Source organism: Dehalobacter sp. TBBPA1, from assembly GCF_040931655.1.
Classification (GTDB): domain Bacteria; phylum Bacillota; class Desulfitobacteriia; order Desulfitobacteriales; family Syntrophobotulaceae; genus Dehalobacter; species Dehalobacter restrictus.
On the sequence record NZ_CP162385.1, the window covers coordinates 1,066,902 to 1,091,984 of the forward strand.

Sequence of the window (25,083 nt, forward strand, 5' to 3'; positions counted from 1 at the left end):
ATGTTTGACCCGCAGCCGTGCTGCTGCGGGGATGACAGTTTAGCGGGGTCTGTAACCATCTATGACACGGAATGCGGCTGGATTACAGGTGAAATAAAGACACCAGTAGGGCTGGTGCCTCAGATTTCGACGAACTTAACGACTCAGGATATCCTGGGAGGATGGAAAGCCCGCTGGGGTATCGGCCGGATGAATTATAAAATCAATCCTGGACTTTATGCTGTCGGCAATCCGGATGAACATTCCGAGGTTCTGGTAACGGCCAATTACAAAATGACCTTTGATGCCCTTCGCAAGGAGCTGGCCGGACTTCAGGCCTGGATACTGGTGCTTGACACCAAAGGCATTAATGTCTGGTGTGCGGCAGGCAAAGGGACGTTCGGCACGGCGGAGCTCAGCAGTCGGATCGGGAAGACCAGGCTTGCCCAGATTGTGTCCCACAGGACATTGCTTCTGCCGCAGCTCGGCGCTCCTGGGGTAAGTGCGCATCAAGTCTACAAACAAACTGGTTTCAATGTCGTGTATGGTCCGGTTAGAGCTCGGGATATCCGTGAATTTATCGCTTCCGGAAGGAAAGCGACAGCCGAAATGCGGACCGTGAAGTTTACGGCGTATGACCGGTTGGTACTTACGCCGATGGAACTTACCGGTACATTTAAGATGTCCTTGATGATTTTAGGCATTTTATTTATCTTGAATCTGATCCGTCCAGGAGCTTTTGGGATCACAGACTTTTATGCCTATGCCGGGGCGCTAATTGTGGGTTGTGTTCTGACCCCGGTTTTGTTGCCGTGGATTCCAGGAAAGGCATTTGCCTGGAAGGGATGGCTCCTGGGTCTGCTTTGGGCGGCAGCAGTGAATGTGCTGAACGGCTGGCCGGGAGATCTTTCCTACAGTTGGCTCAGGGCTTTGGGGTACTTTCTGGTTCTGCCGTCGATCTCTGCATTTTATGCGATGAACTTTACTGGATCTTCGACATATACTTCGTTTTCTGGCGTTATGAAGGAAATGAAAACCGCTGTTCCAGCTATTGCGGTTACCATCGGCATCGGAGTTATTCTCATTTTAGTGAACAGCTTATTCAGGGTGTAAGGGGGAAGCCGATATGAAGCACCGCTATTTAAAAAATGTTTCTACGCTTACGCTTAAGACGGAAAAATGCACCGGCTGCGGAAGATGTCTCGAAGTCTGTCCGCATCAGGTCCTGGGTTTAAAATGTAAAAAAGCAGAGATACTGGATATAGATCTCTGCATGGAATGCGGCGCCTGCGCCCGCAATTGCCCGTTTGAGGCGATCGATGTCAAGTCCGGTGTGGGCTGCGCTTCAGCCGTTATCACGGGGTGGCTTACAGGGACAGAACCAAGCTGCGACTGCTCTGGAGGCAGCAGCGGGGGATGCTGCTGACCTTTGACTTTTTGAATTCAGATTTGCACGGATAATGGATAAAAAATTATTTTCTCTTCAGTCTTTTGAGAATAATTTTTGCCATTAGCCATCCTGCCATCAGAAGTGCGATCAGATAGCCGATCAGGCTAATGACCGGAATCCCGAACAGGCGGGGCGTGATGCTCGTCATACAGACTAGACTGGCCCCGATCAGAAAGGCCGCGCTGAGAATGCTTAAGACAAGCTTGTCCATGATCATGTCGGCCTGACGTACGGGTTCATCGGCACTGGACAGATCAATATTGATCTTGGCCTGTCCTCTCATTGCCATTTTGAGGATGTTGGCGAACTGAACCGGCAATTCAAGACTGTTTTTGGTGAAACCGTACAAAGAAAGCCCCGCAGAAACCAATTCCTGTCTTGCATCCAACTCACTTAGGAATTTTCCAGAAACGTGATTGGCCATGATTTGAATGAAATTGACTTTCGGACAACATACGGCGAGTACGCCCTCGATCGTAATGACCCCGCGCCCGAGTATCGTGAAGCCTGTCGGCAGGGATATCTGATGGAAATTAAAAACTTCCTTGACTTCTTCCATGATCTGGCCAAAATGCAGCTCAGACAGATCCAGATCACCATAGCGTGCCAGCAGGCTTTCAATGTCTTCATAGAGCCTGGTGTGGTTTACCCTGCCTTTGATCGTATCAAGCAATAAAAATACTTCTTTTAACCCTTCAATATCATGCTGGACGATGGCCAGGATGATTTTTTTCAACATCAGTCGGTCACGGTTATTGATTTTTCCAACCATCCCTAAATCGAGCCAGACGATTTTTCCGTCTCGGATAAAGATATTTCCCGGATGCGGATCGGCATGAAACAGGCCGTCATCGACAATTTGTTTGACATAGTTTTCGGCGAGTTTGATCCCGATCTCATTCAGATCGTAACCGCGTGCATGAAGCTTATCAAGATCATCGATTTGAACCCCATCGATGTATTCCATAACAAGGACTCTCGGGGTGCACAGCTGACGTTCGATCTGCGGAAAGGAGATATAATTCACCCCTGCATTCAGGTCGGTAAATTCTTTGATGTAGTTTGCTTCGGCAATAAAGTTCATTTCCTGCTGGGCAGTCGCCCACATTTCATCGATAAACATTTTAAAGTCGATATTTCCGACATTGATATTTAAGATTTTGATCAGCGAGATTGCTTTTTTGAGCAGTTGGATATCGCGCTCCATCGTCTGATAAATACCGGGGCGCTGTACTTTCAGCACGACGACTTTGCCGCTTTTCAGCACAGCTTTATGCACCTGCGCAATCGATGCTGAGCCGATGCACACAGGGTCGATTTCCTGAAAAGCTTCCTCTGCGGCGAAGCCGTATTCTGAGGCGATGACCTGAAGCACTTCTTCATAAATCATCGGTTTCACATCCGTTCGCAGTTCGGCAAGTTCATCGCAGTAACTCTTCGGGAGCATATCTGTGCGCATGGACATAATCTGACCGAGCTTGACATACGTCGGGCCGAGGTCTTCCAGCATGAATTTTAGCTTGGCGGGAGAAACGCCGTGGATGACTCCATGGCGTTTCAGCGCAGTGACCATTTCCTTTAAGCGGGCTGCGGATGATAGTTTGACCTCAGTTTGGGTCATTCTTTTTCTCCATCTCTGCGAGCTTTTCTTTGAGCACAGAGAGCTCTTCTTTATTCAGCGTGTTCACCTTTTGCAGAAGATCCTCCATGTGACGGGCGGAAGAATGATGATGCAGATTTTCAGAAAGGTTGCGTTTTAATTCCTCGTTGATGACTTTGCCTTGTTCGACGGTAAGCTCACCTTTTTCAATTAACGAATCAATGACTTCCTTAGCTTTTTCGGCCGTTGTCGCTATCGCTCCAATTCCCGCAAGAAAGACTTTTTTCATTTCATCGCTTGCATTCAACTTTAACAACCCCCTTTATGCTTTTAGTATATCTAAAAATAGGTATAAAATATATAGAAAATGTAAAATGTTTACTTATACCTAATCTTTGGATTGATTGATTTTTCAGATATTCATTGCTCTGGGATTTTGTGTTAATATATGACTAAAGCCATATATTAACCCCCAGTAACCGCAAGCTACTCGAGAATAACGACAAGGAGGCAAATACGCGATGAAAGTGATCAGGAATCTTTTCGTTTCATTCATGTTTTTGGCTTTAGTGAGTCTGGCAGGGTGTCAATCCCAGACAGAACCAACTCCGGAGCCTTCGCCTGAGCCTGAACCCCCTGCTGTTGAAACGATGAAAGTAGCGGTCTATTATCTGAAGGATAGTAATAATGAAATGTACCTGGTCAGAGAGGTGCATGAGATCCCGAAAAGCACAGGTGTTGCCCGGGCAGCTCTCGAGGAGCTAATTAACGGTACCCCTGTAACGACAGGCGCATTTAAGGTACTTCCCGCCAACACGAAAATTTTGGAAGTTAATATCGAAAACGGCTTGGCAACCATTGATTTTTCCGAAGAGGTGCTGCATGCGAACGTTGGTGCCAGCGGCGAAACACTTGGAATTGCCAGCATTGTCAATACACTGACCGAGTTTCCGACTATTAAAAAAGTTCAGTTCATCGTGAACGGCAAGGCTGAAAACGGCATGGACTGGTGGGGCCACGTCGGTCTTTCTGAGCAACCCTTTGCCAGGGATCTCAGCTCGGTCTATGAACCGGCGATCTGGGTTACGGCTCCTGTCGACGGCCAAACCATAACGAGCCCACTGAAGATCACCGGCAATGCCCAAATCTTCGAAGCTGTCGTAAGCTATCGCTTAAGGGATGTACAAGGTAATATTCTGGCAGAAGGTAACACAATGGCTGCAGCAGGGGCGCCAGGCCGAGGCGATTTCGAAGCCTCGCTGACATTTAAGCCGTTGGCAGCAGGAAGCGGTCAGCTCGAAGTATTCGAGTCCAGCATGGAGGACGGAAGCGATCTGAATAAGGTCATTATTCCTGTTAAATGGTGATCTGATTAAGCTTCCTTAAATACAAAACCGGTTAAGCAGGGATTAGTCACACCGTAAGATAAAGCTTACGCCAGTGCAGCAAGACAGCTAGCAGGACCCAGAGCCCAGTATAAATCGCAATAAAGCCAAGCTGAGGGTTGCTACTCCAGAATTTCACCCAGTTATAAGAAAATTCAAAAACCGAGAGAGTATTCCCATTCATTTTCAGGATCATATGATGCATAACCGAGAACACCATCGAAGAACCAAAATACAGCAGGATCGCATTGCGGCCGATCGCTTCAAACATCCAGTAGAAAGGTGCCATGAGCTTCCTAATAACCGGGATCTGCGGGTCCCAGATCAAGTGGGCAAAGGCCAAAACAAGAATGGTGGCACCGGATGACAGCGTCACAAAGGACGGCGTCCAGAGTCGTTTACCTATTGGGATAAAGTTGGACAGCAGCGGGGTAAGCAGCAGAAGAACGGCAGCCAGAGCCAGGATTTTTAAGAAATTTCGGCCAATGTTTTTATTGTTCAAAAACAAACCTGCCGTATAACCGAAAAGCGTGCTGGCAATTGCGGAAAAAAGCGTACATATTCCTTCAGGATCATATCCGGCATCGCCGTGAACATAAAGATGGCTCTTTGTGAAAATAAACGGATCAATCATTCCGGATAAATTATGGTCCGGCGAGGGCAAACTGCCCGGAAAAAACTGGCTTGTATATAAGAGAATGCCAAGATAGGCAGCCAGAATAAGTAGTCCGGCAGTGAACGGCCAGAACCATTTCCCGGATACGCTGGTTATCAGGGTTGTCATAATTCCAGTAAAAGCAAGAACCTGAAGTACTCCGGTAAAGCGAAGCTCGGAAAGATGAAATTCCCAGGATACCAGGGAATTAAAAATGAGGCCAATGATAATCAGTACAAAAAACCTTCTGATTAATCGTACCCAAGGCACATGCTTGCGGTAGGCAATCGCCATGCTGGTTCCGGAAAGTGTCACAAAGGCTGGAAAAGCAAAGTCAATGACGGTATAACCAAACCACGGAGCATGCGCAATATAGGCCCCGTAGAGAGGACCTTCGGGAACAAAGGTCAGGAACAAAAGCAGTACGGACAGAGCCCGCGCAAAATCAAGGGCTTTAATCCGGTTCGTTATTCTTTTCATAGTATTATCCTTTAATCAAAGTCTGTAATAATTTTCAATACATTTCTATTATATATTTACATGTCAATGATATTGCTGGCTACCAAGTCCAGTGGGCTTCTAAAATTTTTTCATCGATCCCAAACCCATCCTGTTTTAGATAGATATTCAGATACCTATTTTATATGTTCTTTTCCAAGCACCTTCTCGACAAATACTTTGGCCAGATGAGGATCAAACTGGGTTCCAGCATTTTTTAGGATTTCTTCAGCAGCGGTTTCCACGTCCAAGGCTTTTCGGTATGGACGGCTGCTGGTCATCGCGTTGTAAGCATCAGCAATCGTAACAATCCGGGCTTCCAATGGGATTTCCTCACCTTTCAGTCCCTTGGGATATCCCTTCCCGTCCCATCGTTCATGATGGGCTAGGACGTAATCCGAGAGATGCGCATACTCATTCATTGTGCTGAGGATTTCATGGCCGAGCTCCGGATGACGCTTCATTTCCGCCATCTCGGAATCAGTCAGCTTGCCCGGTTTATGAAGAATCCTGCTGTCAAGGCTGACCTTGCCAATGTTTCTGATGAGTCCGATCATCTCAAGATTTTCAATGTTTTTCTCACTCAATTCCAGGGTTTGACCGATTTCGGCACAAAACTCACTTACTTGGGCGGATTCTTTTTCTTCCTTTTCATTCTTATGGAATAACGTTTCCATAATGATTTCGATCAGAGCATTACTCGGTTTGTTTTTAGCTGTGCTTTTAAGCGGAGGAGTTTTTTCTGCAGCTTCTTTATAGACGAGGGCAATTTCATTTTCTTTCTTCGTTGTTGGTTCTAATTTTTCCTTATCAACCAAGTCATTGATCCGGTTCACAAGAATATCGGCCTGTTTGGAGTTGGTTTTCGGCAGTAATATCATAAATTCGCTTTCGCTGATCCGGGCGATGATATCGTCAACACGGCATTCTTGTTTAATGATTTCAGCGATCTTTTTGATGATAAGATTTCCTTCAGCATGGCCGAGGTCTTTTTTTATGTCGTCCAGGTAATCGATGTCAATGAGGGCCAGAGATATTGGCAGATTTCTTTCAGTATTCAGTCGCTTGAATTCTTCCTCAAAAAACCTGCGGTTGTATAATCCGGTAAGCGGATCGTGGAAACTTAGAAATTCGGCTTTACCCAGTTTTTTGTTTTTTCTGACGAGTTCTTTAAAGACAAGCACAATGCCTTGGATGTGCTTGTCCTCGTCTTTCACCGGTTTTGCCTTACTCCTGACCGGACGCTTTTCGCCACTTTTGGAGAGCAAAACAGCATTTTTGGTAAATTCAACTTTCTTGCCAGTCTCAAGCACGTTCAGCATGCTGCCGCCAAGCTCTTCATTAGTAGCTGCGTTCAAAAGCTGAAATACTTCAGTCAGCGGTTTGTGAAGCGCTTCTTCGTTCTTCCAGCCGGTGAGCAGTTTGGCCTTTTGGCTTAATAATCGTATATTGCCTTGTATATCCGTCAAGATGACAGCGTCACTGATCGATTCTAACGTCGTTTTTAACCATTCCTGATCCGGTTTCATGCTCCTAATCTCCTAATAAAAAACTGTTCGAAACGAAAAAACAAGCTGTAACTAATATATCGTAATATTTTTTCAAATATTTAGTAATTATTTTGGCGGATCATTTTAAAGCTCAAGTGTCTTTTCCATCTTATCTGGCACCAGTTCGCTTTTGATTGACCCGGAAGTGCATGCAGTTTGATGAGGAGGGGCTGGTATCCCCAGCCCTTCGCTTGTCGCAGTTATAATTCACTCCGTTTTGGCTTACCGGTCTTCAGTATTTTTGATAGCTCCTATTTTAGCGCTTAAACCACCGGATCGAAAAGATCGTTGGTGGTGTTATCAAACACTCTGATATCTCGCTTTAAGCTAATCTCACCGCTGGGCGTATTAAAAATATTGCGGGCAATGATCATATCCATCACGGCCTCAGCCTCAGCCTTGGTCATATCTGCCCTTGGATTGGGCACCGTGATGGCAAATGTTTTACCGCCGGCGGTCAGGAAGGTTAATCTGACGAATTTATTGTTTACAATAGCCATGCTTTCACCTCCTTTCCCGCAGATTTTGCGTGTGTTTATTCTTCGTTAATCAATTCGTAATTCTTCTGCAGCAGCACATTCGCTACCGGATTCTGGCTCAGGCTGTATAAGGCTGTTATCACATCGAAGAGGTCCTGCACCGCGGCATCAGGCTTCACATAATTGATGCCTTTCTTCTTGATTTCCGGGTCGCCGGCGGGTGTAGTCCCCCCGGTCTGGTAGCGCGCAGCAAGTATCGAATTTAGAGAAACCGCTATCGCTGCCATTGTCCTCAGCTCCTTTCCTACGGATTGACAGGCCGGGCTTGTACGGCTTGTCAAATATAGTTTATGGTGAAGTTTATCCGGCGGTTACCCCCGAAGGCATATATTATAAAAGTGACACTTCTGCGCTACCCTTAATATCAGCCGCCGGCCGTGGTTGTCCAAGAATCTGAGGCGCCTCAGATTCTTGGACAACCCTGTTATAGGAGGTTTTTCACATTTGTAAGCCTGTCCTCATATTCTGTAAGTGAGGAAAAATTGAAAGCGAGGACCTGAAGCTGTCATGAGCCATTTGATAGACATGAACGATGTGATGATAGAACGTACGCCGCATTTAATCGCGGCTGAGATTAACCTGATTAAATACCAGACCAATCATATCGTGCTTACCAATACCATCGAGATTGGGCGGCGGCTGACGGAGGCCAAGAAGCTGGTCCCCTATGGGGGATGGGGCAAATGGCTGAAGGAGTCGGTCGACTACTCCCAGAGCACGGCCGAAAAAATGATGCGCCTCTACCAAGCTTACGGCGACAAGCAGCCCCTCGCCCAGAGCGTCGGCGAGCAACCGCAGGAAATTCCAAATCTGAGCTATACGCAGGCATACATCCTCTTAGGCGTCCCGGAGGAGGAACGGAAAGCGTTCATCGCGGAAATTGATATTGTAGACATGTCTACCCGTGAACTGCAAAAAGCGGTTAATGAACGGACCCAGGCAGAGCAGGAAAAGAATAAGGCTCTCGAGGAGAAAACAGAACTCCGGCAAGTCCTGGATGACGAAAAGGAGAAGAACGAACGGCTGACCAAGGAGAATACCAATCTGAGCAAGAATGCGCAAGAGTTGTATAATGCCAATATCGAGCTCGAGAAGAAGAGCGGTAAGCAACAGAATGAGCTTGATTCGCTCAAAAAAAGCACATCTTACGACTTCGTCGACCGGCTGAGAAAGGACCTCGACAGCGCTTCTGTCAAAGCGAAGTCCAATAAAATTGCTTTTCTCTATGAGAACCTGGACAGAACCTTCAAGGAACTGAAGTGGGAGCTGGAGCAGATCGGTACGGATGATCCGGATACCTTTGTCGCTTATAAGAATAATGTCTATGAATCTCTGATTCAGTGGACGAGGGATACGTTGTGGAATAAAAATTATTAATTTATTCTGGTGAACATCGATTGATTTTTTCACATAAGATTCTTGAATTGTTTTCTGGTGTTTTTGCATGACAGACACCAGCATAGAAATTTTCGGATTGATCTCCGGAAGCACCGGTCTGATGAAGGGAAAAAATTCTATTACCTGTATTATTTGCTTCATAATTCCTATGATCATTAGAAAACCAGCAAAGACCAGTTTGCGAACCAAATGCCCTCTATCATTAAGGGGCTTAAATATTTCCGAATTTTTGCCGAGTTTTTGCCGGTTATTTAAGGCTGAAGAAATTATACTTAACCTATAGTCGTCACCAAAAAACAAGGGGGGATTATCTTATTAGAAGTTCACACATTAAAAAAAGTATCATTTTCTAACTTTAAAAAAAGAAAGAGAGGCGTAAATTCAAATGTCAATCACACAGATTACCAGGGAATTTTTAGGATTATCTTCTGACACAAAACCTACTGACGTTGCAACAGGCTCGAAATTTATCGAACTTGATACAAAGAAAGTATTCATTTTTGACGGTTCATCTTGGTACCTTAATCCTATGCCAGTTATGGTAACTGATTCACTTCCAACGGGGTCAAATATAATTGGGAAAGTTGGAATAGACTCTGGAAATAATGGGGTTTCGATAATTGGGAGTTATGCGAACCAATTTGAACAACTTACTATAGATGCAACAGCCGGGGGAATATCGTTGACGTTTGGTACTTACGGAACAAATACTAATGCCTATATAACCGTGGAGGGCGCAGACATCCGTTTCAGGGTAGACGGTGGCGCACCAACAGTAACACTAGGATTATTGGTCAAAGATGGTGGAATTATTAAACTGGACTCCCTATCGGACATTCAAAATTTTAAAGCCATCCGAACCAGTACTACCAGCGCAACAATAAACTGTAGCTATTCAGCATAGGGGGACATTTAATTATGGATATTATCAACCCAACATCTACTGCGTCAACTGCTGAAGTTGATGTGAATAAGATTATTAACCAAGTATATGCTGTACCAAACGATTATCTCCGTAAAAAAGGCGTAGTCCTTGATAATTTTCAAGATACTTCAGGCTGGGCGGCAACAAGCTGTACCAAAGCAGACAATACTAATCAATACAAAATCGGCACAAAATCATTGCAATTAACAGCAACGACGTATAACACACAGTTTTATATTGATAAGGTAATCAATTGGGATTTATCCGATATGGAGTCTTTGTCCTTTTGGGTTTATATCTCAAGTAATTCGGCATTCACCGAAGACCTTGTGGTAATGCTAAGCAATGATTCTGGATTTTCAAACTATTACCAGCTTACAACCTCAATATATTATTATGGTCAGGCTGGCGGGTGGGCGTTGCTTACTGTTAAAAAAGAAGACGCTGAAATTGGATGGGGAGAGCCAAGCTGGGATACTGTTTTTACCAAATTAAGAATCAGAAATAAAACCTCGGCTTCTGCTTACGCTGTAGTAAGTCTCGGCGGTATCATCAAAAACATCGAGAGTATAGGCAGAGTAATAATTTGTTCAGATGATTCCAACGAATCCGTTTATACAAAAATGTTTCCGTATCTACAATCCAAAGGAAAGAATTTCACCTTTTACTACATCACTGAAAGATATAACCAAGAAGGACTTATCACCCCTGCCCAACTTCAGGAAATCTACGATGCCGGCAACGACATTGCAAATCATACCGTCAATCATTATGATTTAACATCACTTACTGAAGTTGCTGCCAGAAACGAGTTAACTAAAGCAAGGCAACAACTTAATGACTGGGGATTTACAAGAGCAAGCGATCACGTGGCTTATCCGTATGGGTATTACTCTTCTACGGTTCTAAAGGTCATGGAGGAAAACGGATTTAAGACTGGCCGTTTGGCAATGTTCCGCAATCAATCAATGCCAATAGACAATCCTTATTTGATGCGTAGTTGCTCGTATGTTTACGGAGATACAACCATAGCTGATTTTATCGCAAAAGCAGACGAAGCCAAAGAATACGGTTGGACGATGATTGCCCTATTTCATAACGTAACAGATAGCCCGACCGAAACAGAAGACGTACCAACATCTGATTTTCAGTCTTTTGTTGATCATTGTATATCCATTGATCTACCTATAGTATCTATGTCTCAATGGTACAATGAGCTAAATCCGTCTTCGGATATACCAATAGCAAATACAAAGGCATCAGCGGATGTTTCAATCGCAGTAGCTAATACTTGGTACTCTGGAGCGTCAATTACATTAGCGCCTGGTAGATGGCTTGTATTTGGGCAAATTGCCTTATTAAGAAACACCACAACCGCATTAACCTATTCGGCTAGAATTTCTGACGGTACTAATCATTATGCCTCTGGTGGGGATTATCGGACATCTGTAGCAAATAACATCACCACGATACCACTTAATACAGTTATAACCCTAACTGCTACAACAACGATATCTATTCAGGCCACAGCCGATCAGACAGCGACGATTAAGGCTGCACTTGCCACAAACGGAGCTGGAAACAACGCAACGCAGATATCGGCGGTAAAATTAGCGTAGATTAACTGCGTTAAAGACCCATTTTACGAATCAAATTTAATGGGTTTAAAGATTGCTGACTCGTTCATCAACCTGTATGTATGGCGGTAAGCGACAGGGAATCTATGACGATCACGGATAAATTAAAGCGCTTGAAGGCTTAATCATTGATATTACAGACCGGAAGCTAAAGAGAATGTCACATTGATCACTAGAGCATTTAGTACTTTTTTATTGGCGAAACATTAATCGGGTTGTCGTAGGCTATGATAACCGCAGTTATTCCGAAAAATTTGCAGATGCAGCTATTCAACAGTTTATTGCAGACGGTTTTGAGGTATTTGACATAGGTCTGACACTAAGTCCGGTTGCTTACTTTGCTCAGTATTATTTCCAGAGCCCTGGTGTCATGATGATCACAGCCAGTCATAATCCGAATGGATGGTCAGGATTCAAGCTTGGGGACGAATATTCAAAAACAATCGGCCCCGAGGAGATCAAAGAGATTTTCAACATTCTTCAGACTCAGGATTTCAGCACGTTACCTCAGTCAGGGGTCCGAAACATTGTCGAGATTCGGAAAGCCTATATTGATGCAGTCATAAGCCGTATTCATATGTCCGATTACAAGCCAAAAGTTGTTCTGGATGCCGGAAATGGCGGGGCTGGTTTATTTGCATATGAAATCTTTCAAAAACTTGGTTGTCTTACTTTCCAACTAAATTGTGATCCCGATACTGCATATTCCCATTATTTTTCAGATCCATCTAATCTCAAGGCAAGAGAACGTTTAGCACAAATGGTCACCCACTCTCATATTCAGGCGGATCTTGGGCTGGCTTTTGATGGTGATGGAGACAGACTGGGGGTTGTAGATCAGTATGGAAATAATATTTGGAGCGACAGAATCTTAATTATCTTGGCAAGTCAACTTTTAGAAAAAAAGAGGTTCCAAAATTGTTTTTGATGTAAAGTGTACACAGGAGTTAACAGATGATATCCTGGCTCACGGTGGTATTCCGATTATGTGGAAGACCGGACATTCCCATATAAAATTAAAAATGCAAAGCGAAAGGGCTGACCTCGCGGGTGAACGAAGCGGTCATATTTTTATTGCAGATGATTATTTTGGCTTTGATGACGCCATATTTGCCGGCGCTAAGCTTATCTAGTATTTGTCCCATGTCAAAAAGTCACTGACTGAAGTACTTGAGGATATACCTTCTTATATCACTTTTCCTGAAGTTAAAGCACATTGTAAGGACTCGGAAAAATATCTCGTTGTAGATCAGCTTGTCGAGAGCTTTAAGCAGGAATACGGGGATAAGGTGATTGATATCAATGGGGCACGAGTGGTATTTGATGCAGGCTGGGGATTAGTCAGAGCATCTTCAAATTTACCTGAACTTGTACTGATCTTTGAAGCAGATACTCAAGAAAAACTATTGGAAATTCGCAGTATTTTTAAAGAAAAAATAACAGCGTTTAAAGAGGTTGCTCCTAATTGGGAAAATGATTTGATTATTTGATTGATTTTTTACAATATGCTTCAATTATTATGAAGGAAAAATTCTGGAATCGTCGAATAGGGAGGAATCAATAATATTATTTAGTATTTATTACTAATTTTTTTTGAATAACTGGAGTGTGAACTAATTGATAAGAAACGTGTTAGTGACTGGCGGCGCTGGCTATATCGGCAGCCATACAGTTAAGGTTTTACTGGAAAAAGGTTTTTCGGTCGTTGTCTTAGACAATCTATTAACTGGACATCTTAAAGCGTTGGGTAAGGAAGTCAAATATTACCATGGGGATATCGCAGATAGGAGTCTGGTTTTAAATATTGTCAAGAACGAAAACATTGAAGCAGTTATCCATTTTGCAGCCTGCAGCATCGTAAGTGATTCAATAAAAAGACCAGATTACTATTTCACAGAAAACGTAGCTAAAACAAATCGATTTATTGCATCGTTGCTTATGGGTGGTGTTGATAAGGTCGTTTTTTCTTCGACTGCAGCAATCTATGGCATACCGTATAGTGTTCCTATCCCGGAGGATGCTGTAACACAACCGGTTAATCCCTATGGAGTTTCAAAATTGATGATTGAACAAATGTTTTATTGGATGGAATTGTCTTATGGTCTTAAATGGGTAGCCTTGAGATATTTTAATGCAGCTGGGGCAATGTTGGATGGCTCAATTGGCGAGGACCACGAGCAGGAAACGCATCTAATTCCCCTTGTCTTAAAGACAGCACTTGGACAACAGAAAAGTATCGATGTATTTGGAGACGATTATCAAACGCCGGATGGTACGTGTATTCGTGATTATATTCACGTTTTGGATCTTGCTGAAGCACATATCGCGGCTTTATATACGTTGGAGAAAGTCAACAAAGGAGTAGTCTATAATGTCGGTACAGGGACGGGTTATTCAGTCAAAGAAGTGATCGATATGGCAAAAAGAATAACTGGTAAAAATATTCACGTTCAATTGGCCGCACGCCGACAGGGAGATCCGGACATGTTAATTGCCAAGGTTGACAAAATTAAAAGTGAATTGACCTGGCTTCCACACTATAGCGGAATGGATACAATTATTGGCAGTGCCTGGGAATGGCTTAGCAAAAATCCAAAAGGCTATCGGAGCTGAAATAGCTTAAAGCCTTTATTTCTGACTCTTTTGTTACGATAATGATTATATAAGTGAACGAAAATTCCTTTAAATTGTTTCTGAAGGGATACAAATGGAGAGCAAAGCCGCCGCAGTCGTTACAACTTTAAATGATATTATTATATTAGAAAAATCGTATTCTTTCTGGAAAAGAACCTTTGATGTCTTGTTTTCAATATTTGCGTTGTTGATTAGATAGTCGACTTCAATGATAGTCAGAGAAATAGGCAAATTTCGTTATATTAAGTCCTCAAAAAATCTTCGATTATATAAACAGGTAAATGGATCATGAAAGTTTAATTCAGATTTCTCAAATATTTTATTTTTTTCTTCAGCTCTCTTAATATGAGTACCATACCCAGAATATGTTTGTCTTTGTTTTTTACCGGTTTAGCTATACAATTGACTGGTTTTTTTCCATTTCTTGATAGCTAAACGATATCTTTGGCGAACTTGATTACACTCAGCAGGTTGCTTGCGAGCCTATCATAAGTTTTAACATTAATTAACGTTAGTACTTTGGTTAGTGTTTTTTGTAGAGCGTCTTCATTGTTCCAGCCAGTGAGTAATTCGGCCTTCTTACTTATAACTGAATATCTGTTAAAATCACGGCATCATTGATCGATTCAAAGATGGTTTTTAACCATTCCTGATCTGGTTTCATAATTCGTAATCTACCTGAAAAACAGACTGTATCTACTTTATCGTAATTAGTTTCAAAAATATTTAGTAGGCATTATTATTAAATGGGAAAAAGTTATTAAATGAAAAATATATAAAAAAACAAGGATTTTATCTATATTTGTTGAATATAAATCTTACAAAAAACCATTAAATTTAATTTTTAAATTATTGCTTTTTTTTATCTTTTCAGTAATGGAGAAGTAGTAATGAATAGAAAGAACAGATATGTTCATGCAAATATTGTTCAGTTTATTGTAGATATTATTTTTCTAGCATTAACTTTCGTGTGCTCATATGTTTTTTCTAGTGATTTTACAGATTTATTAGTAATAACCAACTATCTCTGGATTTTAATTGTGTTCACGCCTATTTGGGTTTTTTTATGGCTTTACGTGGAATGTATGATAAAACAACTTTTTATTATTTAGACCGGATTTTGCGTAATGTTATTTTTTCTTCACTATTTTCCGGTCTTATAATTGGAAGCTTATTTTATTTTGTTAAAGATTCAAGTATTAGTCGTTTGTTTATAGGAATATTTTTAGTACACATCGTTATTATCATGTTCCTACAACGCGTATTTTTTGGGATGATATATCGTAAAAGAAAATCCAGTAATCGTGATCCACGACTTATTATTGTATGTACAAATGCAACGTGGTCTTTATTTCTTCACTATTTGGAAAGAACGCGTATTCGCTATAATATTATAGGCATTATACAGATAGCTGATGTCGAATCCATACAGGGGATTACTTGCTTAGGCAATTTGACAAATTTAGAAGATATTCTAATTAAAAATGTCGTAGATGAAGTTATACTTTATTTGCCTCAAAACTATTCCGGAAATTTAAATGAATACATATTGTTGTGCCAAAAAATGGGAATTACAGCACATTTGGTAATAAATCCATATGATTTGCTATTACCTACACATGTTAATATATCTATGCTGGGGCCAAGACCAATGCTCACTTTTCATACTGTAACACTGAATCCAATACAAAAGTTACTCAAACGCCTTATGGATATTTGCGGAGCTCTAGTAGGTATTTTTTTGACACTATTTCTCAGCATTTTTATTGTTCCTGCAATTAAACTGGATTCGCCTGGACCTGTTTTATTTAAACAGAAACGGGTTGGTCGAAACGGCCGAGTGTTTGAGATTTATAAGTTCAGGACGATGTGTATGAATGCTGAGGAACAAAAACAAGCACTTAAAGAACAAAATCAATATCAGAGTAGACTTATGTTTAAAATAAAAGACGATCCGAGAATTACACGTGTTGGAGAATTTTTACGCAAAACCAGTCTTGACGAGTTCCCACAATTCTTTAATGTATTTAAGGGGGAGATGAGCTTAGTGGGAACTAGACCTCCCACGCTTGATGAAGTATCTCAGTACGATACAGATCATTGGCGACGAATCAGTATAAAGCCAGGTCTTACAGGAATGTGGCAAGTTAATGGCAGAAGTGCCATTGAAAAGTTTGAGGATGTCGTAGCACTAGACATTGAATATATCGATAAATGGTCTATTTGGCTAGATATTAATATTTTAGTTCAGACAGTAGTAAAAGTTGCTCAAGTTAAATCAGCTTTTTAATGAATTTTATTTTACAATGAGAGGTATATATGACAAACTGGAATAAATTCTTTCGAATACTATGGAAAAAGAAAATAATCGTACTTCTGATACCTGTTTTATTAAGCTTGATATCTGCGTATGTTTCGTTAGATATTATGCAACCCAAGTATGAAGCAAGTACAAAGTTATTTGTATTATATAATAGCCATGGTGGCGATCCTCATATGATGACTTATGATGATTTATTGGCCAGCCAAATTTTGGCTACAAATTATAAAGAAGTAATTAAAAGTAACTCTGTTACTTCTGAAGTTATTAGACGACTTCATTTACAAGAGACAAATGAAGAGATTGCTGATTCTATTGATGTTACAGTTATCCCCGATTCAAGTTCAATTAGGATTTCTGTCCGACATAGAGATGCGTATCTTGTAGGTAAAATCGCAAATGAAGTAAGTTCAGTTTTTGTTCTCAAGGCATCAGAGCTATTGGGGATTAATAATATTACGATTGTAGATAAAGCTGTTGTATCGGAAAAGCCGGTTTATCCTAATCCAATCCTATTAATTAGCCTTAGTTTCTTAGCAGGGGCAGTCCTTTCTTTTAGTTTTGTTTTATTTATTGCATTTATTGACGACGCAGTTGGAAACACTGAAGAAATTGAAAAAAAGACGGGGTTACCTGTTGTAGGAATTATACCGAATATGAAGATTAAATAGAGGTGGCTTATGGCAATACATACTATTGATATCACTGATTATTTAAACTCACCTGCTCAAGAGGCATTTAGAGTTTTAAGTTCTAATCTAGGGTTTAGTGTGAAAAAACAAAACTTAAAAACTGTTTTAATTACAAGCTATAGACCTGGTGAAGGAAAAACATCGGTCACAATTAATCTTGCTATTGCCAGCGCGAAGGCAGGAAGAAATGTTTTATATGTTGATGCTGATTTGAGGAAGGCTAATCGTAAGAAGAGACATTGGAATGCAAGTATCAAAGGTTTAACGGATTTTGAATCTGACATTAATGAAGTGATTAGTTTAACTGCTGTTAATAATCTTCAATATGTTACGGCAGGAACTCGTTCAGTAGATTCTATTGAATTTTTGAATAGCAAAAGGTTTGATAATTTCCTTAAGGATGCATCTAAGCACTATGATATTGTATTCATCGATTCTCCTTCTCTTGGGCACGCTGTAGATGGCTCGATTATTGCATCGAAAGTTTCTGGATCGCTTATTGTTACGCGGGCAAATCATACACGTTATAGAAATATAGAACAGATAAAATGGTTTATGAATAATGTTGGAGCAAATATCATTGGTATAGTCCTCAACCGTATTGATCGAAGGGAGTATAAATCATATTTTCTTTTACAGAATCACTTTAGGTTGTTGGCTCCTGATTCTCGTAGAAGAGGGACAAATATTAGCCAATAAGGAGGATTTTTATGCTTACTAAAAAAATATGTATTTTGGGTTTAGGATACATTGGATTACCTACAGCTGCTATGTTTGCTACAAATGGCCATCAGATCATTGGAGTCGACATAAATGAGGAAGTCGTACATGAATTGAACGAAGCGCGAATTCTTATTAAGGAGCCCTATCTTGATAAATTAGTTGAGGCTGCAGTAATATCAGGTAAACTTAAAGCTAGTATGCAACCAGAAAAGGCAGACGTATTCATCATTGCAGTACCGACTCCTATTAAGCCTGATAAGACGGCAGATATGCGTTATGTTATTGAGGCTACGAAGACCATTGTGCCTTATCTCCAGGAAGAAAATATTGTTATTTTGGAATCAACGTCACCTATAGGGACAGTTAGAGATATAATGGCACCTATACTGGCTGAATCTGGGTTAGTAATCGGAGAACAGCTTTTGCTCGCACATTCGCCAGAACGTGTATTACCTGGAAGAATCTTAATTGAACTTGTTGAGAATAACCGAATTATCGGAGGTATCAATTATAAGTCAGCTGTGGCAGTCCGAGATCTTTACAAGTCGTTTGTAAAAGGTCGGATTTTTCTTACGGATGCTACTACTGCAGAGATGTGTAAATTGATGGAGAATACTTATCGGGATGTCAACATTGCCTTGGCAAATGAACTTGCTTCAATTTGTGAAGAAATCGGAATTAACGCTTGGGAAGTAATTCAGCTTTGTAATAAACATCCGCGTGTAAATATATTAAATCCAGGGCCAGGGGTAGGAGGACACTGTATTGCTGTAGATCCTTGGTTTATTGTAGAAAAATATCCTAAAGAGGCAAAAATGATTGCTCTAGCCCGGCAGATCAATGATGCTAAGCCTAATTATGTTGCACAAAAAGTTGATAAAATTCTTGCTCCTATTAAAGGTAAGAAAAAAATCTGTATACTTGGAGCTGCTTATAAAGCAAATATTGATGATGTTAGAGAAAGTCCTATTATAGAATTAATTAAATTGTTAAAGACAAGGAATTATGATTTAAGCATAGTCGATCCATATATAGATAAAAGTTCTTATGAAACAGAAGACATCTTATCTGCAGCTAAGCAAAGCGACTTAATTCTTTTGGGCGTAAACCATGAAGAATTTTCCAAAATCGAATTTAAGCAAGTTTCTAAGATTATGCGCCATAGAATTATTCTTGATACCAGAGGTTTTTTTGATGCTGAAAAAATGGCGGAATTAGGTTTTAAGTACTATCTTTTAGGTAATGGCATTTATAGGGAAGCCTAATTTTATGAATAGGTTATATATTATCCAAAAAAAAATACTTAATAAGATATTCAGTAATTTAATAAAAAAATTTGAAAAGTTACTGTTTTTTTTAAGAAAAGAAAGGGATTTTCTTAATTTTAAAACTGAGATGGTATTTTATGACGGATTTGTCGATAAAAAAGCTGTAATAGATCAGTTTAAAGTTCAAATAAATCTTAATGCCCAAATTTTTGAACAGGCGGACAAACTGTTAGCACATCGTTTTAATTTATTAGGTAGTGGAGAACTTTCACTTGGTCAAAAAATTGAATGGCATCATGATTTTAAATCAGGTTACAGATGGCCAAAAGTTTTCTACCAAAAGTTGGTAGAAGCGGGATTTGATCAGTATAATCAACTTAAAGCAGATATAAAGGTACCATGGGAACTTTCACGCCTTCAGGATTTGATAACTTTAGGCCAGGCTTATTACTTAAGCAGCGATGAAAAATATACAGAGGAATTTATAGCAAAAATTAATCATTGGATTGATGAAAACCCACCTGAAGTAGGTGTAAATTGGGTAAGCAGTATGGACATATCTTTACGGGTAATTAGCCTTATTTTTGCTTACTTCTTTTTCAGATCATCGCCTGCATTCACTAATTATTTCAGAAATCGTTATTTTTCTCTTTTGTATTACTCTGGTGTACATATTGAACAGAATTTAGAAGTGAGTAGTTCAGGGCTGAGAAACAATCACCATTTGACAAATTGTGCCGCGATGGTGTGGTTGGGTATCTTTTTTAAAGGCTATAACAAAAGAGCCAATCGTTGGTTAGATCGTGGAATAAATGATTTGTGTTTGGAAATGGACTATCAAGTAAACCCTGACGGAGGATCTTTTGAAGGTTCGATATCTTATCACAGACTGGCTTTAGAGATATTTATGTTCACAACAATACTGGCTGAAAAAAATATTGTGTGTTTTCCGAGCTCTTATAAGAAACGATTCGAAAAAATGTGCGAATTTACTATGCATTATATAAAGCCCAATGGGTTGGCTCCACAATTTGGTGACGCAGATAACGGAAGATTTTGTATCCTAAATGGTTATGGAGTTGACGACATGCGTGATCATCGGACCATTTTAGGAATTGCGGGAGAATATTTTCAACGCAATGATTTTAAGGCAGCTGCTGGAGAGAAGATATGGGATGCTTTATGGATTTTTGCTAAATGTCAAAAACAGATGGATGCAACTTTATCATATTCCAAACTGATTGGATATTCTGATACCGGTCTATATATAATGAGAAATGATAGAATATTTTTTGTTATTAAGTGTGGTAGCATAGGCCAGAAGGGTAATGGGGGACATGATCACAATGATCAGTTAAGCTTTGAAGTTAATATTGATGGGATGGATATAATAATAGATCCGGGATCTTATATTTACACAATGGATAAAGATGCAAGGCACGCATTTAGATCAACGAAGTTTCATAATGTATCCTGCTTAGGGGACTTAGAACAAAATATTATTAAAAATGATACTGTCGCAGATTTATTCAAAATGTATAGCTTGAATAAAGGTGTTAGGCTAATATTTAACGAAGAACCACCTGGTTACATGAATTTTCTTGGTGAAATTGTACTCGGGGAAAATCAGCGGATACAGTATAAGCGGTCTGTCCAATTGAACGAAGCGGATCGAAGAATTATCATAAAAGACTATTTCATGGGGAGTCAAGAAAAATCAACTTGCAGATTACACCTTTCCGATCAAGTCAAAGCCCGACAGTCTGGTGATAAAGTGGCAATTATTGACTCAGGAAAATCTAAAGTGGAAATTAGAGCTGATGAAGATATTAGAATAGAAAATTGTATAATATCTCCAAGCTATGGTGTTAAAATTAACTCGCTATCTATTTGCTGGGATTTTTGTGAGAAGACTGAATTTCATATTTCATATTAATAGATTTGAATTAGCTAAAAAATGTTTAATGGAATAATTATTTATGTCGCAGAGTGCGGTGGAATAGAGGTTTTTTATGAGGATTGGTTTGGTTGGACCTTATCCTCCTCCAAGAGGAGGTGTCTCTGTGCATTTGCAGAGATTAGAATCCATATTATGTAACAATGGGGTAAAGGTGGAAGTCTTTGATACGAAGCTTTTGCAGACCAATAAAAGCAAGATAAAGAAAAAATTATTTCATCTTAAGTGGCTAAGACAATTCGAAAAATGCAATTGGATAGATATTTTACATATTCATACTGTGAACTGGCTTGATTGCGCAGTAATTATTTCAATAGCAAAAAGAAGAAAAATCCATACGATCATTACATTTCATAGTCTTCGAGACGAATGGCATGAAATGACTATGTTCAAAAAAAAACTGGTAGGTTATGTTCTAAAAAATGCGGATTATCTTATTGCAACAGGTGAAAAAGAAAGGAATAAATTACTTAAGTGGCTTGACTGTCGAACAAAATTAAGTATCATTCCAGCATTTTTAAAACCAAAAGAGATTAGCTGTGAGCTTCCTACTCGAATTGCTCAATTTATCCAAAACCATAAATTTATTATTTCTGCAAATGGTTCTAATACTAATTTCTATCAAGGAAATGATATCTATGGGCTGGACATGCTTGTAGAGCTATGCAGTAAGCTAAGTAATGAAATTGACGTGGGCTTTATATATTGTTTATCTAACGTGACAGACATTGAATACATTCGTGAAATTCAAAAGCGAATTGCAACTAATGAAATTGAAGACTCATTTTTAATTGTTTTAGATAATATAGATTTTTGGCCATTATTAAGGAACACAAATCTATTCATCAGACCTGCTTGTACGGATAGTTTTGGCGTATCTGTGGCGGAAGCCCTTTCATCTGGTATACCATCCATTGCCAGTGATGTTTGTAAGAGACCGGAAGGTACGATATTATTTAAGAATAGAAGCAACGAAGATCTGTATGCAAAAACTAAAGAAGTAATCAACAATTTTACTTATTATAAGGAATGTACGAAACATTTGGAAGTTGCGGATTATGGGAATTCAATTTATAAGCTTTACCAAAAATTTTTATAAGAATCCTAGCCGTGATATTCAATGATTGATTTTTTTTTATATTAGAGAGGTATTTGTGAGAGAGCCAATGAAAGGTGGACATTATTTTTTCTTATGGAAATAAACAATTTAGCTAAGCATAGCTTAATATATGCTGCTTCTTCAATATTGACTCAATTTTTTTCCTTGCTGACAGTTCCTGTATTCACGAAATACATGACATTAGATGAGTTTGGACAATATAGCCTATTTACAAGTATCCAATCGTTATTGGCTATTTTTATTACATTAGGTATATATTCTGGCATGACTCGTTTTATCAACGAGTTTCAAGATAAGAACAGGACGAAAAATATTGTTTTGACTTTTTCAATTATATTTAGTATTTTAATTTTTTTTGTATCGTTCTTGCTAAAAAATAAGATATGTGACTTGATTTTTCCAGGAGAAAGTGGGAAAACATATTTTGTCACCTACTTAATACTTAGTTCAATATTTTTATGCTTAATCAGCATTTATAATTCGTATTATGTGATGCTCTTTAAGTCCAAAACTGTATGTATCATGAACTTAATTCGTGCTTCGTTACTACTACTGTTATCAATTTATTTTATAATCATTAAAGAAAATGGATTATTGGGAGCCTTACAGGCTCAGCTTTATGCCGTAATTATTGTATTTATAGGATTATTACTTTATGATTTAAAAAATATTAAGCTTATCATCAGTCGTAAGGAATTAAAAATTATGTTGAGTTATAGTATCGGTTTAGTACCTGGACAAGCATCAGCTTGGGTCTACACTTTACTGGATCGATACTTTATTCAGATTTATATAGGATTGCAGCAAGTTGCTATATATTCCATGGGATATAAGATTGGGATGCTGATGGAGCCAATTCTTATTTCTCCTTTTAAATCTGTATTTACTGCATTTAAATACAAGGTTTATAAAGAGGCAGATGCCCCTTTAAGGTTCAAAAAAGTATACATCTACTATAATTTTATCAGCTGGTTTTGTGTGTTAGGATTTTCAGTTTTTGCCAAGCCTGCGATATTGTTATTGGCTACTCCCAAATATGTTGAGGCTTTTAAGGTTGTACCTTTGATCGTTTTTTCTTATTTCCTTTATGGTTTAGGGGAGTTTTACTCGTTAGGCATCCATATAAAAAATAAGCCGATGCTTGATTCTTTAATCCTTGCAGCTGGAGCTGTAAGCAATATTATATTAAATTTTGCATTAATACCATCCTTAGGTATTAATGGGGCTGCTTTTGCGACAATTTTCAGCTATCTTATTATGAATGTCTTGTATTTTTTTATTGGCAGGAAATATTTGGATTTGGGTTTAAAATACCTTGAAGCTTTTAAGGGAGGGATTATCACCCTAGGTTTATATATTATTTACATTGGAATAACACCGTTTCTAGGTAGTATAATACTGGAAATATTATTGGCCTTATTATTATGTTCATTATTTATCATTGTAAGCTATCTAGTGAAAATGATTCCAAAAGAAACATTTAGATTAATCTATCTCTGGACTTGTGATTTTACAAAAAAAATTTTGAAAGAGAAAAACTAGTTTATGAATAGGATGTTAGAAATTTGTAAGTGGTATCAAAATGCAGTGTCACCAGTTATTTTTATGATTGATGATTTTTGTAACGTTTGGATCGATTTAAACCATAACGGTAAAATCGATCCGGGTGAGGATTGGGGGTATGCTCAAAGAAATAGTGGATCATCATTATACTTTTTAGAGCAAAATATACTGGACAAATTTACTGAGGTTAAAGTTACATTTTTTACACCGGTTGGGGTCCGGTCACCTGTGATTGAAAAAGCTCTATTTCCTTTTGTATCTAAGCAAATTAATTGCGATGAAGAGACAAAAAAGTTTTTTAGGTCAGTCGGAGAAAATCGTAAATTTGAGATAGCCTATCATGGAACTACCCATGGAAGACCAGGAAAAATAGCAGCAGATTTTATTCAGGAATGGGATTCTTTTGTAGACTTAAAGCAGGCGACAGATACTATCCGAACCGGTATTAATATATATAAAGACGTATTTGGCAAAAATCCGGTTGGTGGTAAATACTGTGGGTATGTTGCCAATGAATTTTCAGATGATAGCATAGATCAAAATGGATTTCTATGGTGGTGTAGATATTGCAATGTAGACTTAATAGAGAATGACAATAATCCTATTGAAGGAGACGACCAGTATTTATTATCTAACTATGATATAAAATATTTTGGCAAAAATAAAGTCGTAGACATTCCTACAACTATAAATGGTTCCTTATGTCACATTGCTTATTCCAATTCTTTCAATGTTAAGAATATTGGCAAAAAAATGCTTAAACCATTGATTCAAAGCAGGAAACTAGAACAATTAAGGTATTTGCTGGATAATTCGTTGGTTATTTCTATCCAAGAACATATTGCGCCTTCCAGAGCAGATGGCAAAAGGCAAATGCCTAATATTTTTGATGATTTAGATAGTCTTCAAATGATATTTCAATTGCTAAAAGGATATCCTGTTTGGTATTGTACATGTTCAGAGCTTGCAAATTACGTTAGAGCAAGGGATAATGTTGACATAATTTTTGACACTCAAAACAGTTTTACACTGGAAACGAATATTACCGGCCTGGAAAAAACACAATTAACATTGAAGATGAATTCAAATAATTTTAAAGTGATTAAACAACCGGATTATTCCGATGTGTTAATTAAAAATGGGTTAGCAAATATTGATGTGATAAAGGGAAAATTTTTTTTATATTAGAG

24 protein-coding genes are annotated in these 25,083 nt (G+C 39.1%); 18 read left to right on the forward strand and 6 right to left on the reverse strand.

The window, feature by feature from the left end:
- Both hgcA and hgcB read left to right on the forward strand, forming a co-directional pair.
- Entirely contained in the window at positions 1 to 1,092 is a 1,092-nt protein-coding gene (hgcA, locus tag AB3489_RS05355) for a mercury methylation corrinoid protein HgcA (RefSeq protein ID WP_368294589.1), read from the forward strand.
- 13 nt (positions 1,093 to 1,105) lie between these two features.
- Entirely contained in the window at positions 1,106 to 1,405 is a 300-nt protein-coding gene (hgcB, locus tag AB3489_RS05360; RefSeq protein WP_025205892.1) for a mercury methylation ferredoxin HgcB, read from the forward strand.
- Between the two features lie 46 nt (positions 1,406 to 1,451).
- Here hgcB and AB3489_RS05365 read toward each other — a convergent pair whose 3' ends face one another.
- Positions 1,452 to 3,050 (reverse strand): ABC1 kinase family protein, encoded by a 1,599-nt coding sequence (locus AB3489_RS05365; RefSeq protein WP_368294231.1) that lies wholly within the window; start codon positions 3,048 to 3,050, stop codon positions 1,452 to 1,454.
- On the reverse strand, positions 3,037 to 3,336 hold the full coding sequence (locus tag AB3489_RS05370) for a phasin family protein (RefSeq protein ID WP_158208328.1): 300 nt from the start codon (positions 3,334 to 3,336) through the stop codon (positions 3,037 to 3,039). The genes AB3489_RS05365 and AB3489_RS05370 overlap by 14 nt, the downstream gene beginning before the upstream one ends.
- 214 nt (positions 3,337 to 3,550) lie before the next feature.
- On the opposite strand from AB3489_RS05370, the gene AB3489_RS05375 reads away from it, so the two are divergent.
- Entirely contained in the window at positions 3,551 to 4,396 is an 846-nt protein-coding gene (locus tag AB3489_RS05375) for a Gmad2 immunoglobulin-like domain-containing protein (RefSeq protein WP_368294232.1), read from the forward strand.
- A gap of 46 nt (positions 4,397 to 4,442) precedes the next feature.
- Here the strand turns inward: AB3489_RS05375 and AB3489_RS05380 are convergent, their stop codons facing one another.
- From AB3489_RS05380 to AB3489_RS05395, 4 genes are all read right to left on the reverse strand, one after another.
- Positions 4,443 to 5,549, reverse strand: coding sequence for a heparan-alpha-glucosaminide N-acetyltransferase domain-containing protein (locus AB3489_RS05380; protein WP_368294233.1), 1,107 nt, complete (start codon positions 5,547 to 5,549; stop codon positions 4,443 to 4,445).
- A gap of 155 nt (positions 5,550 to 5,704) precedes the next feature.
- A complete protein-coding gene (locus tag AB3489_RS05385) occupies positions 5,705 to 7,096 on the reverse strand; it encodes an HD domain-containing phosphohydrolase (RefSeq protein ID WP_368294235.1) in 1,392 nt (463 codons plus the stop codon).
- A gap of 284 nt (positions 7,097 to 7,380) precedes the next feature.
- The gene (locus AB3489_RS05390) at positions 7,381 to 7,617 is read right to left on the reverse strand and encodes a DUF2922 domain-containing protein (protein ID WP_368294236.1); all 237 of its coding nucleotides are present in this window, start codon (positions 7,615 to 7,617) and stop codon (positions 7,381 to 7,383) included.
- A gap of 35 nt (positions 7,618 to 7,652) precedes the next feature.
- Positions 7,653 to 7,883, reverse strand: a complete 231-nt coding sequence (locus AB3489_RS05395) for a DUF1659 domain-containing protein (RefSeq protein WP_368294590.1) — start codon at positions 7,881 to 7,883, stop codon at positions 7,653 to 7,655.
- Between the two features lie 280 nt (positions 7,884 to 8,163).
- On the opposite strand from AB3489_RS05395, the gene AB3489_RS05400 reads away from it, so the two are divergent.
- From AB3489_RS05400 to AB3489_RS05470, 15 genes are all read left to right on the forward strand, one after another.
- Complete coding sequence (locus AB3489_RS05400) at positions 8,164 to 9,033, forward strand: DUF3102 domain-containing protein (protein ID WP_368294237.1); 870 nt, start codon at positions 8,164 to 8,166, stop codon at positions 9,031 to 9,033.
- A 406-nt stretch (positions 9,034 to 9,439) separates the two neighbouring features.
- Positions 9,440 to 9,958, forward strand: coding sequence for a hypothetical protein (locus AB3489_RS05405; RefSeq protein ID WP_368294239.1), 519 nt, complete (start codon positions 9,440 to 9,442; stop codon positions 9,956 to 9,958).
- A gap of 14 nt (positions 9,959 to 9,972) precedes the next feature.
- Complete coding sequence (locus AB3489_RS05410; RefSeq protein WP_368294240.1) at positions 9,973 to 11,598, forward strand: polysaccharide deacetylase family protein; 1,626 nt, start codon at positions 9,973 to 9,975, stop codon at positions 11,596 to 11,598.
- 223 nt (positions 11,599 to 11,821) lie between these two features.
- Entirely contained in the window at positions 11,822 to 12,544 is a 723-nt protein-coding gene (locus tag AB3489_RS05415) for a hypothetical protein (RefSeq protein WP_368294591.1), read from the forward strand.
- A gap of 34 nt (positions 12,545 to 12,578) precedes the next feature.
- On the forward strand, positions 12,579 to 12,749 hold the full coding sequence (locus AB3489_RS05420) for a hypothetical protein (RefSeq protein WP_368294592.1): 171 nt from the start codon (positions 12,579 to 12,581) through the stop codon (positions 12,747 to 12,749).
- A 3-nt stretch (positions 12,750 to 12,752) separates the two neighbouring features.
- Positions 12,753 to 13,106, forward strand: coding sequence for a hypothetical protein (locus AB3489_RS05425; RefSeq protein WP_368294241.1), 354 nt, complete (start codon positions 12,753 to 12,755; stop codon positions 13,104 to 13,106).
- Between the two features lie 130 nt (positions 13,107 to 13,236).
- Positions 13,237 to 14,229 carry a UDP-glucose 4-epimerase GalE gene (galE, locus tag AB3489_RS05430; RefSeq protein ID WP_368294593.1) on the forward strand — a complete coding sequence of 331 codons (993 nt, stop codon included), beginning with the start codon at positions 13,237 to 13,239 and terminating at the stop codon, positions 14,227 to 14,229.
- 1,087 nt (positions 14,230 to 15,316) lie between these two features.
- A complete protein-coding gene (locus AB3489_RS05435) occupies positions 15,317 to 16,540 on the forward strand; it encodes a sugar transferase (protein WP_368294242.1) in 1,224 nt (407 codons plus the stop codon).
- Positions 16,541 to 16,569: 29 nt separating this feature from the next.
- Positions 16,570 to 17,241, forward strand: a complete 672-nt coding sequence (locus AB3489_RS05440; RefSeq protein WP_368294243.1) for a YveK family protein — start codon at positions 16,570 to 16,572, stop codon at positions 17,239 to 17,241.
- Positions 17,242 to 17,250: 9 nt separating this feature from the next.
- Positions 17,251 to 17,961, forward strand: a complete 711-nt coding sequence (locus AB3489_RS05445) for a CpsD/CapB family tyrosine-protein kinase (RefSeq protein WP_368294244.1) — start codon at positions 17,251 to 17,253, stop codon at positions 17,959 to 17,961.
- 11 nt (positions 17,962 to 17,972) lie between these two features.
- Complete coding sequence (locus tag AB3489_RS05450) at positions 17,973 to 19,250, forward strand: nucleotide sugar dehydrogenase (protein ID WP_368294245.1); 1,278 nt, start codon at positions 17,973 to 17,975, stop codon at positions 19,248 to 19,250.
- Positions 19,251 to 19,254: 4 nt separating this feature from the next.
- The gene (locus tag AB3489_RS05455) at positions 19,255 to 21,189 is read left to right on the forward strand and encodes an alginate lyase family protein (RefSeq protein WP_368294246.1); all 1,935 of its coding nucleotides are present in this window, start codon (positions 19,255 to 19,257) and stop codon (positions 21,187 to 21,189) included.
- Between the two features lie 76 nt (positions 21,190 to 21,265).
- Positions 21,266 to 22,309 (forward strand): glycosyltransferase family 4 protein, encoded by a 1,044-nt coding sequence (locus AB3489_RS05460; protein WP_368294248.1) that lies wholly within the window; start codon positions 21,266 to 21,268, stop codon positions 22,307 to 22,309.
- 93 nt (positions 22,310 to 22,402) lie between these two features.
- Positions 22,403 to 23,872 (forward strand): oligosaccharide flippase family protein, encoded by a 1,470-nt coding sequence (locus AB3489_RS05465; protein ID WP_368294249.1) that lies wholly within the window; start codon positions 22,403 to 22,405, stop codon positions 23,870 to 23,872.
- Positions 23,873 to 23,884: 12 nt separating this feature from the next.
- Entirely contained in the window at positions 23,885 to 25,081 is a 1,197-nt protein-coding gene (locus AB3489_RS05470; protein WP_368294251.1) for a hypothetical protein, read from the forward strand.
- Positions 25,082 to 25,083 lie beyond the last annotated feature (2 nt).

Excerpts from the sequence above, each read along its gene's own strand:
- AB3489_RS05445 (WP_368294244.1), top strand. The coding sequence starts at position 17,251 with ATGGCAATACATACTATTGATATCACTGATTATTTAAACTCACCTGCT.
- AB3489_RS05375 (WP_368294232.1), top strand. The coding sequence starts at position 3,551 with ATGAAAGTGATCAGGAATCTTTTCGTTTCATTCATGTTTTTGGCTTTA.
- AB3489_RS05435 (WP_368294242.1), top strand. The coding sequence starts at position 15,317 with ATGGCTTTACGTGGAATGTATGATAAAACAACTTTTTATTATTTAGAC.
- AB3489_RS05405 (WP_368294239.1), top strand. The coding sequence starts at position 9,440 with ATGTCAATCACACAGATTACCAGGGAATTTTTAGGATTATCTTCTGAC.
- hgcA (WP_368294589.1), top strand. The coding sequence starts at position 1 with ATGTTTGACCCGCAGCCGTGCTGCTGCGGGGATGACAGTTTAGCGGGG.
- AB3489_RS05460 (WP_368294248.1), top strand. The coding sequence starts at position 21,266 with ATGAGGATTGGTTTGGTTGGACCTTATCCTCCTCCAAGAGGAGGTGTC.
- AB3489_RS05380 (WP_368294233.1), bottom strand. The coding sequence starts at position 5,549 with ATGAAAAGAATAACGAACCGGATTAAAGCCCTTGATTTTGCGCGGGCT.
- AB3489_RS05385 (WP_368294235.1), bottom strand. The coding sequence starts at position 7,096 with ATGAAACCGGATCAGGAATGGTTAAAAACGACGTTAGAATCGATCAGT.
- AB3489_RS05390 (WP_368294236.1), bottom strand. The coding sequence starts at position 7,617 with ATGGCTATTGTAAACAATAAATTCGTCAGATTAACCTTCCTGACCGCC.
- hgcB (WP_025205892.1), top strand. The coding sequence starts at position 1,106 with ATGAAGCACCGCTATTTAAAAAATGTTTCTACGCTTACGCTTAAGACG.
- AB3489_RS05440 (WP_368294243.1), top strand. The coding sequence starts at position 16,570 with ATGACAAACTGGAATAAATTCTTTCGAATACTATGGAAAAAGAAAATA.
- AB3489_RS05470 (WP_368294251.1), top strand. The coding sequence starts at position 23,885 with ATGTTAGAAATTTGTAAGTGGTATCAAAATGCAGTGTCACCAGTTATT.
- AB3489_RS05365 (WP_368294231.1), bottom strand. The coding sequence starts at position 3,050 with ATGACCCAAACTGAGGTCAAACTATCATCCGCAGCCCGCTTAAAGGAA.
- AB3489_RS05410 (WP_368294240.1), top strand. The coding sequence starts at position 9,973 with ATGGATATTATCAACCCAACATCTACTGCGTCAACTGCTGAAGTTGAT.
- AB3489_RS05465 (WP_368294249.1), top strand. The coding sequence starts at position 22,403 with ATGGAAATAAACAATTTAGCTAAGCATAGCTTAATATATGCTGCTTCT.
- AB3489_RS05400 (WP_368294237.1), top strand. The coding sequence starts at position 8,164 with ATGAGCCATTTGATAGACATGAACGATGTGATGATAGAACGTACGCCG.
- AB3489_RS05450 (WP_368294245.1), top strand. The coding sequence starts at position 17,973 with ATGCTTACTAAAAAAATATGTATTTTGGGTTTAGGATACATTGGATTA.
- AB3489_RS05395 (WP_368294590.1), bottom strand. The coding sequence starts at position 7,883 with ATGGCAGCGATAGCGGTTTCTCTAAATTCGATACTTGCTGCGCGCTAC.
- AB3489_RS05455 (WP_368294246.1), top strand. The coding sequence starts at position 19,255 with ATGAATAGGTTATATATTATCCAAAAAAAAATACTTAATAAGATATTC.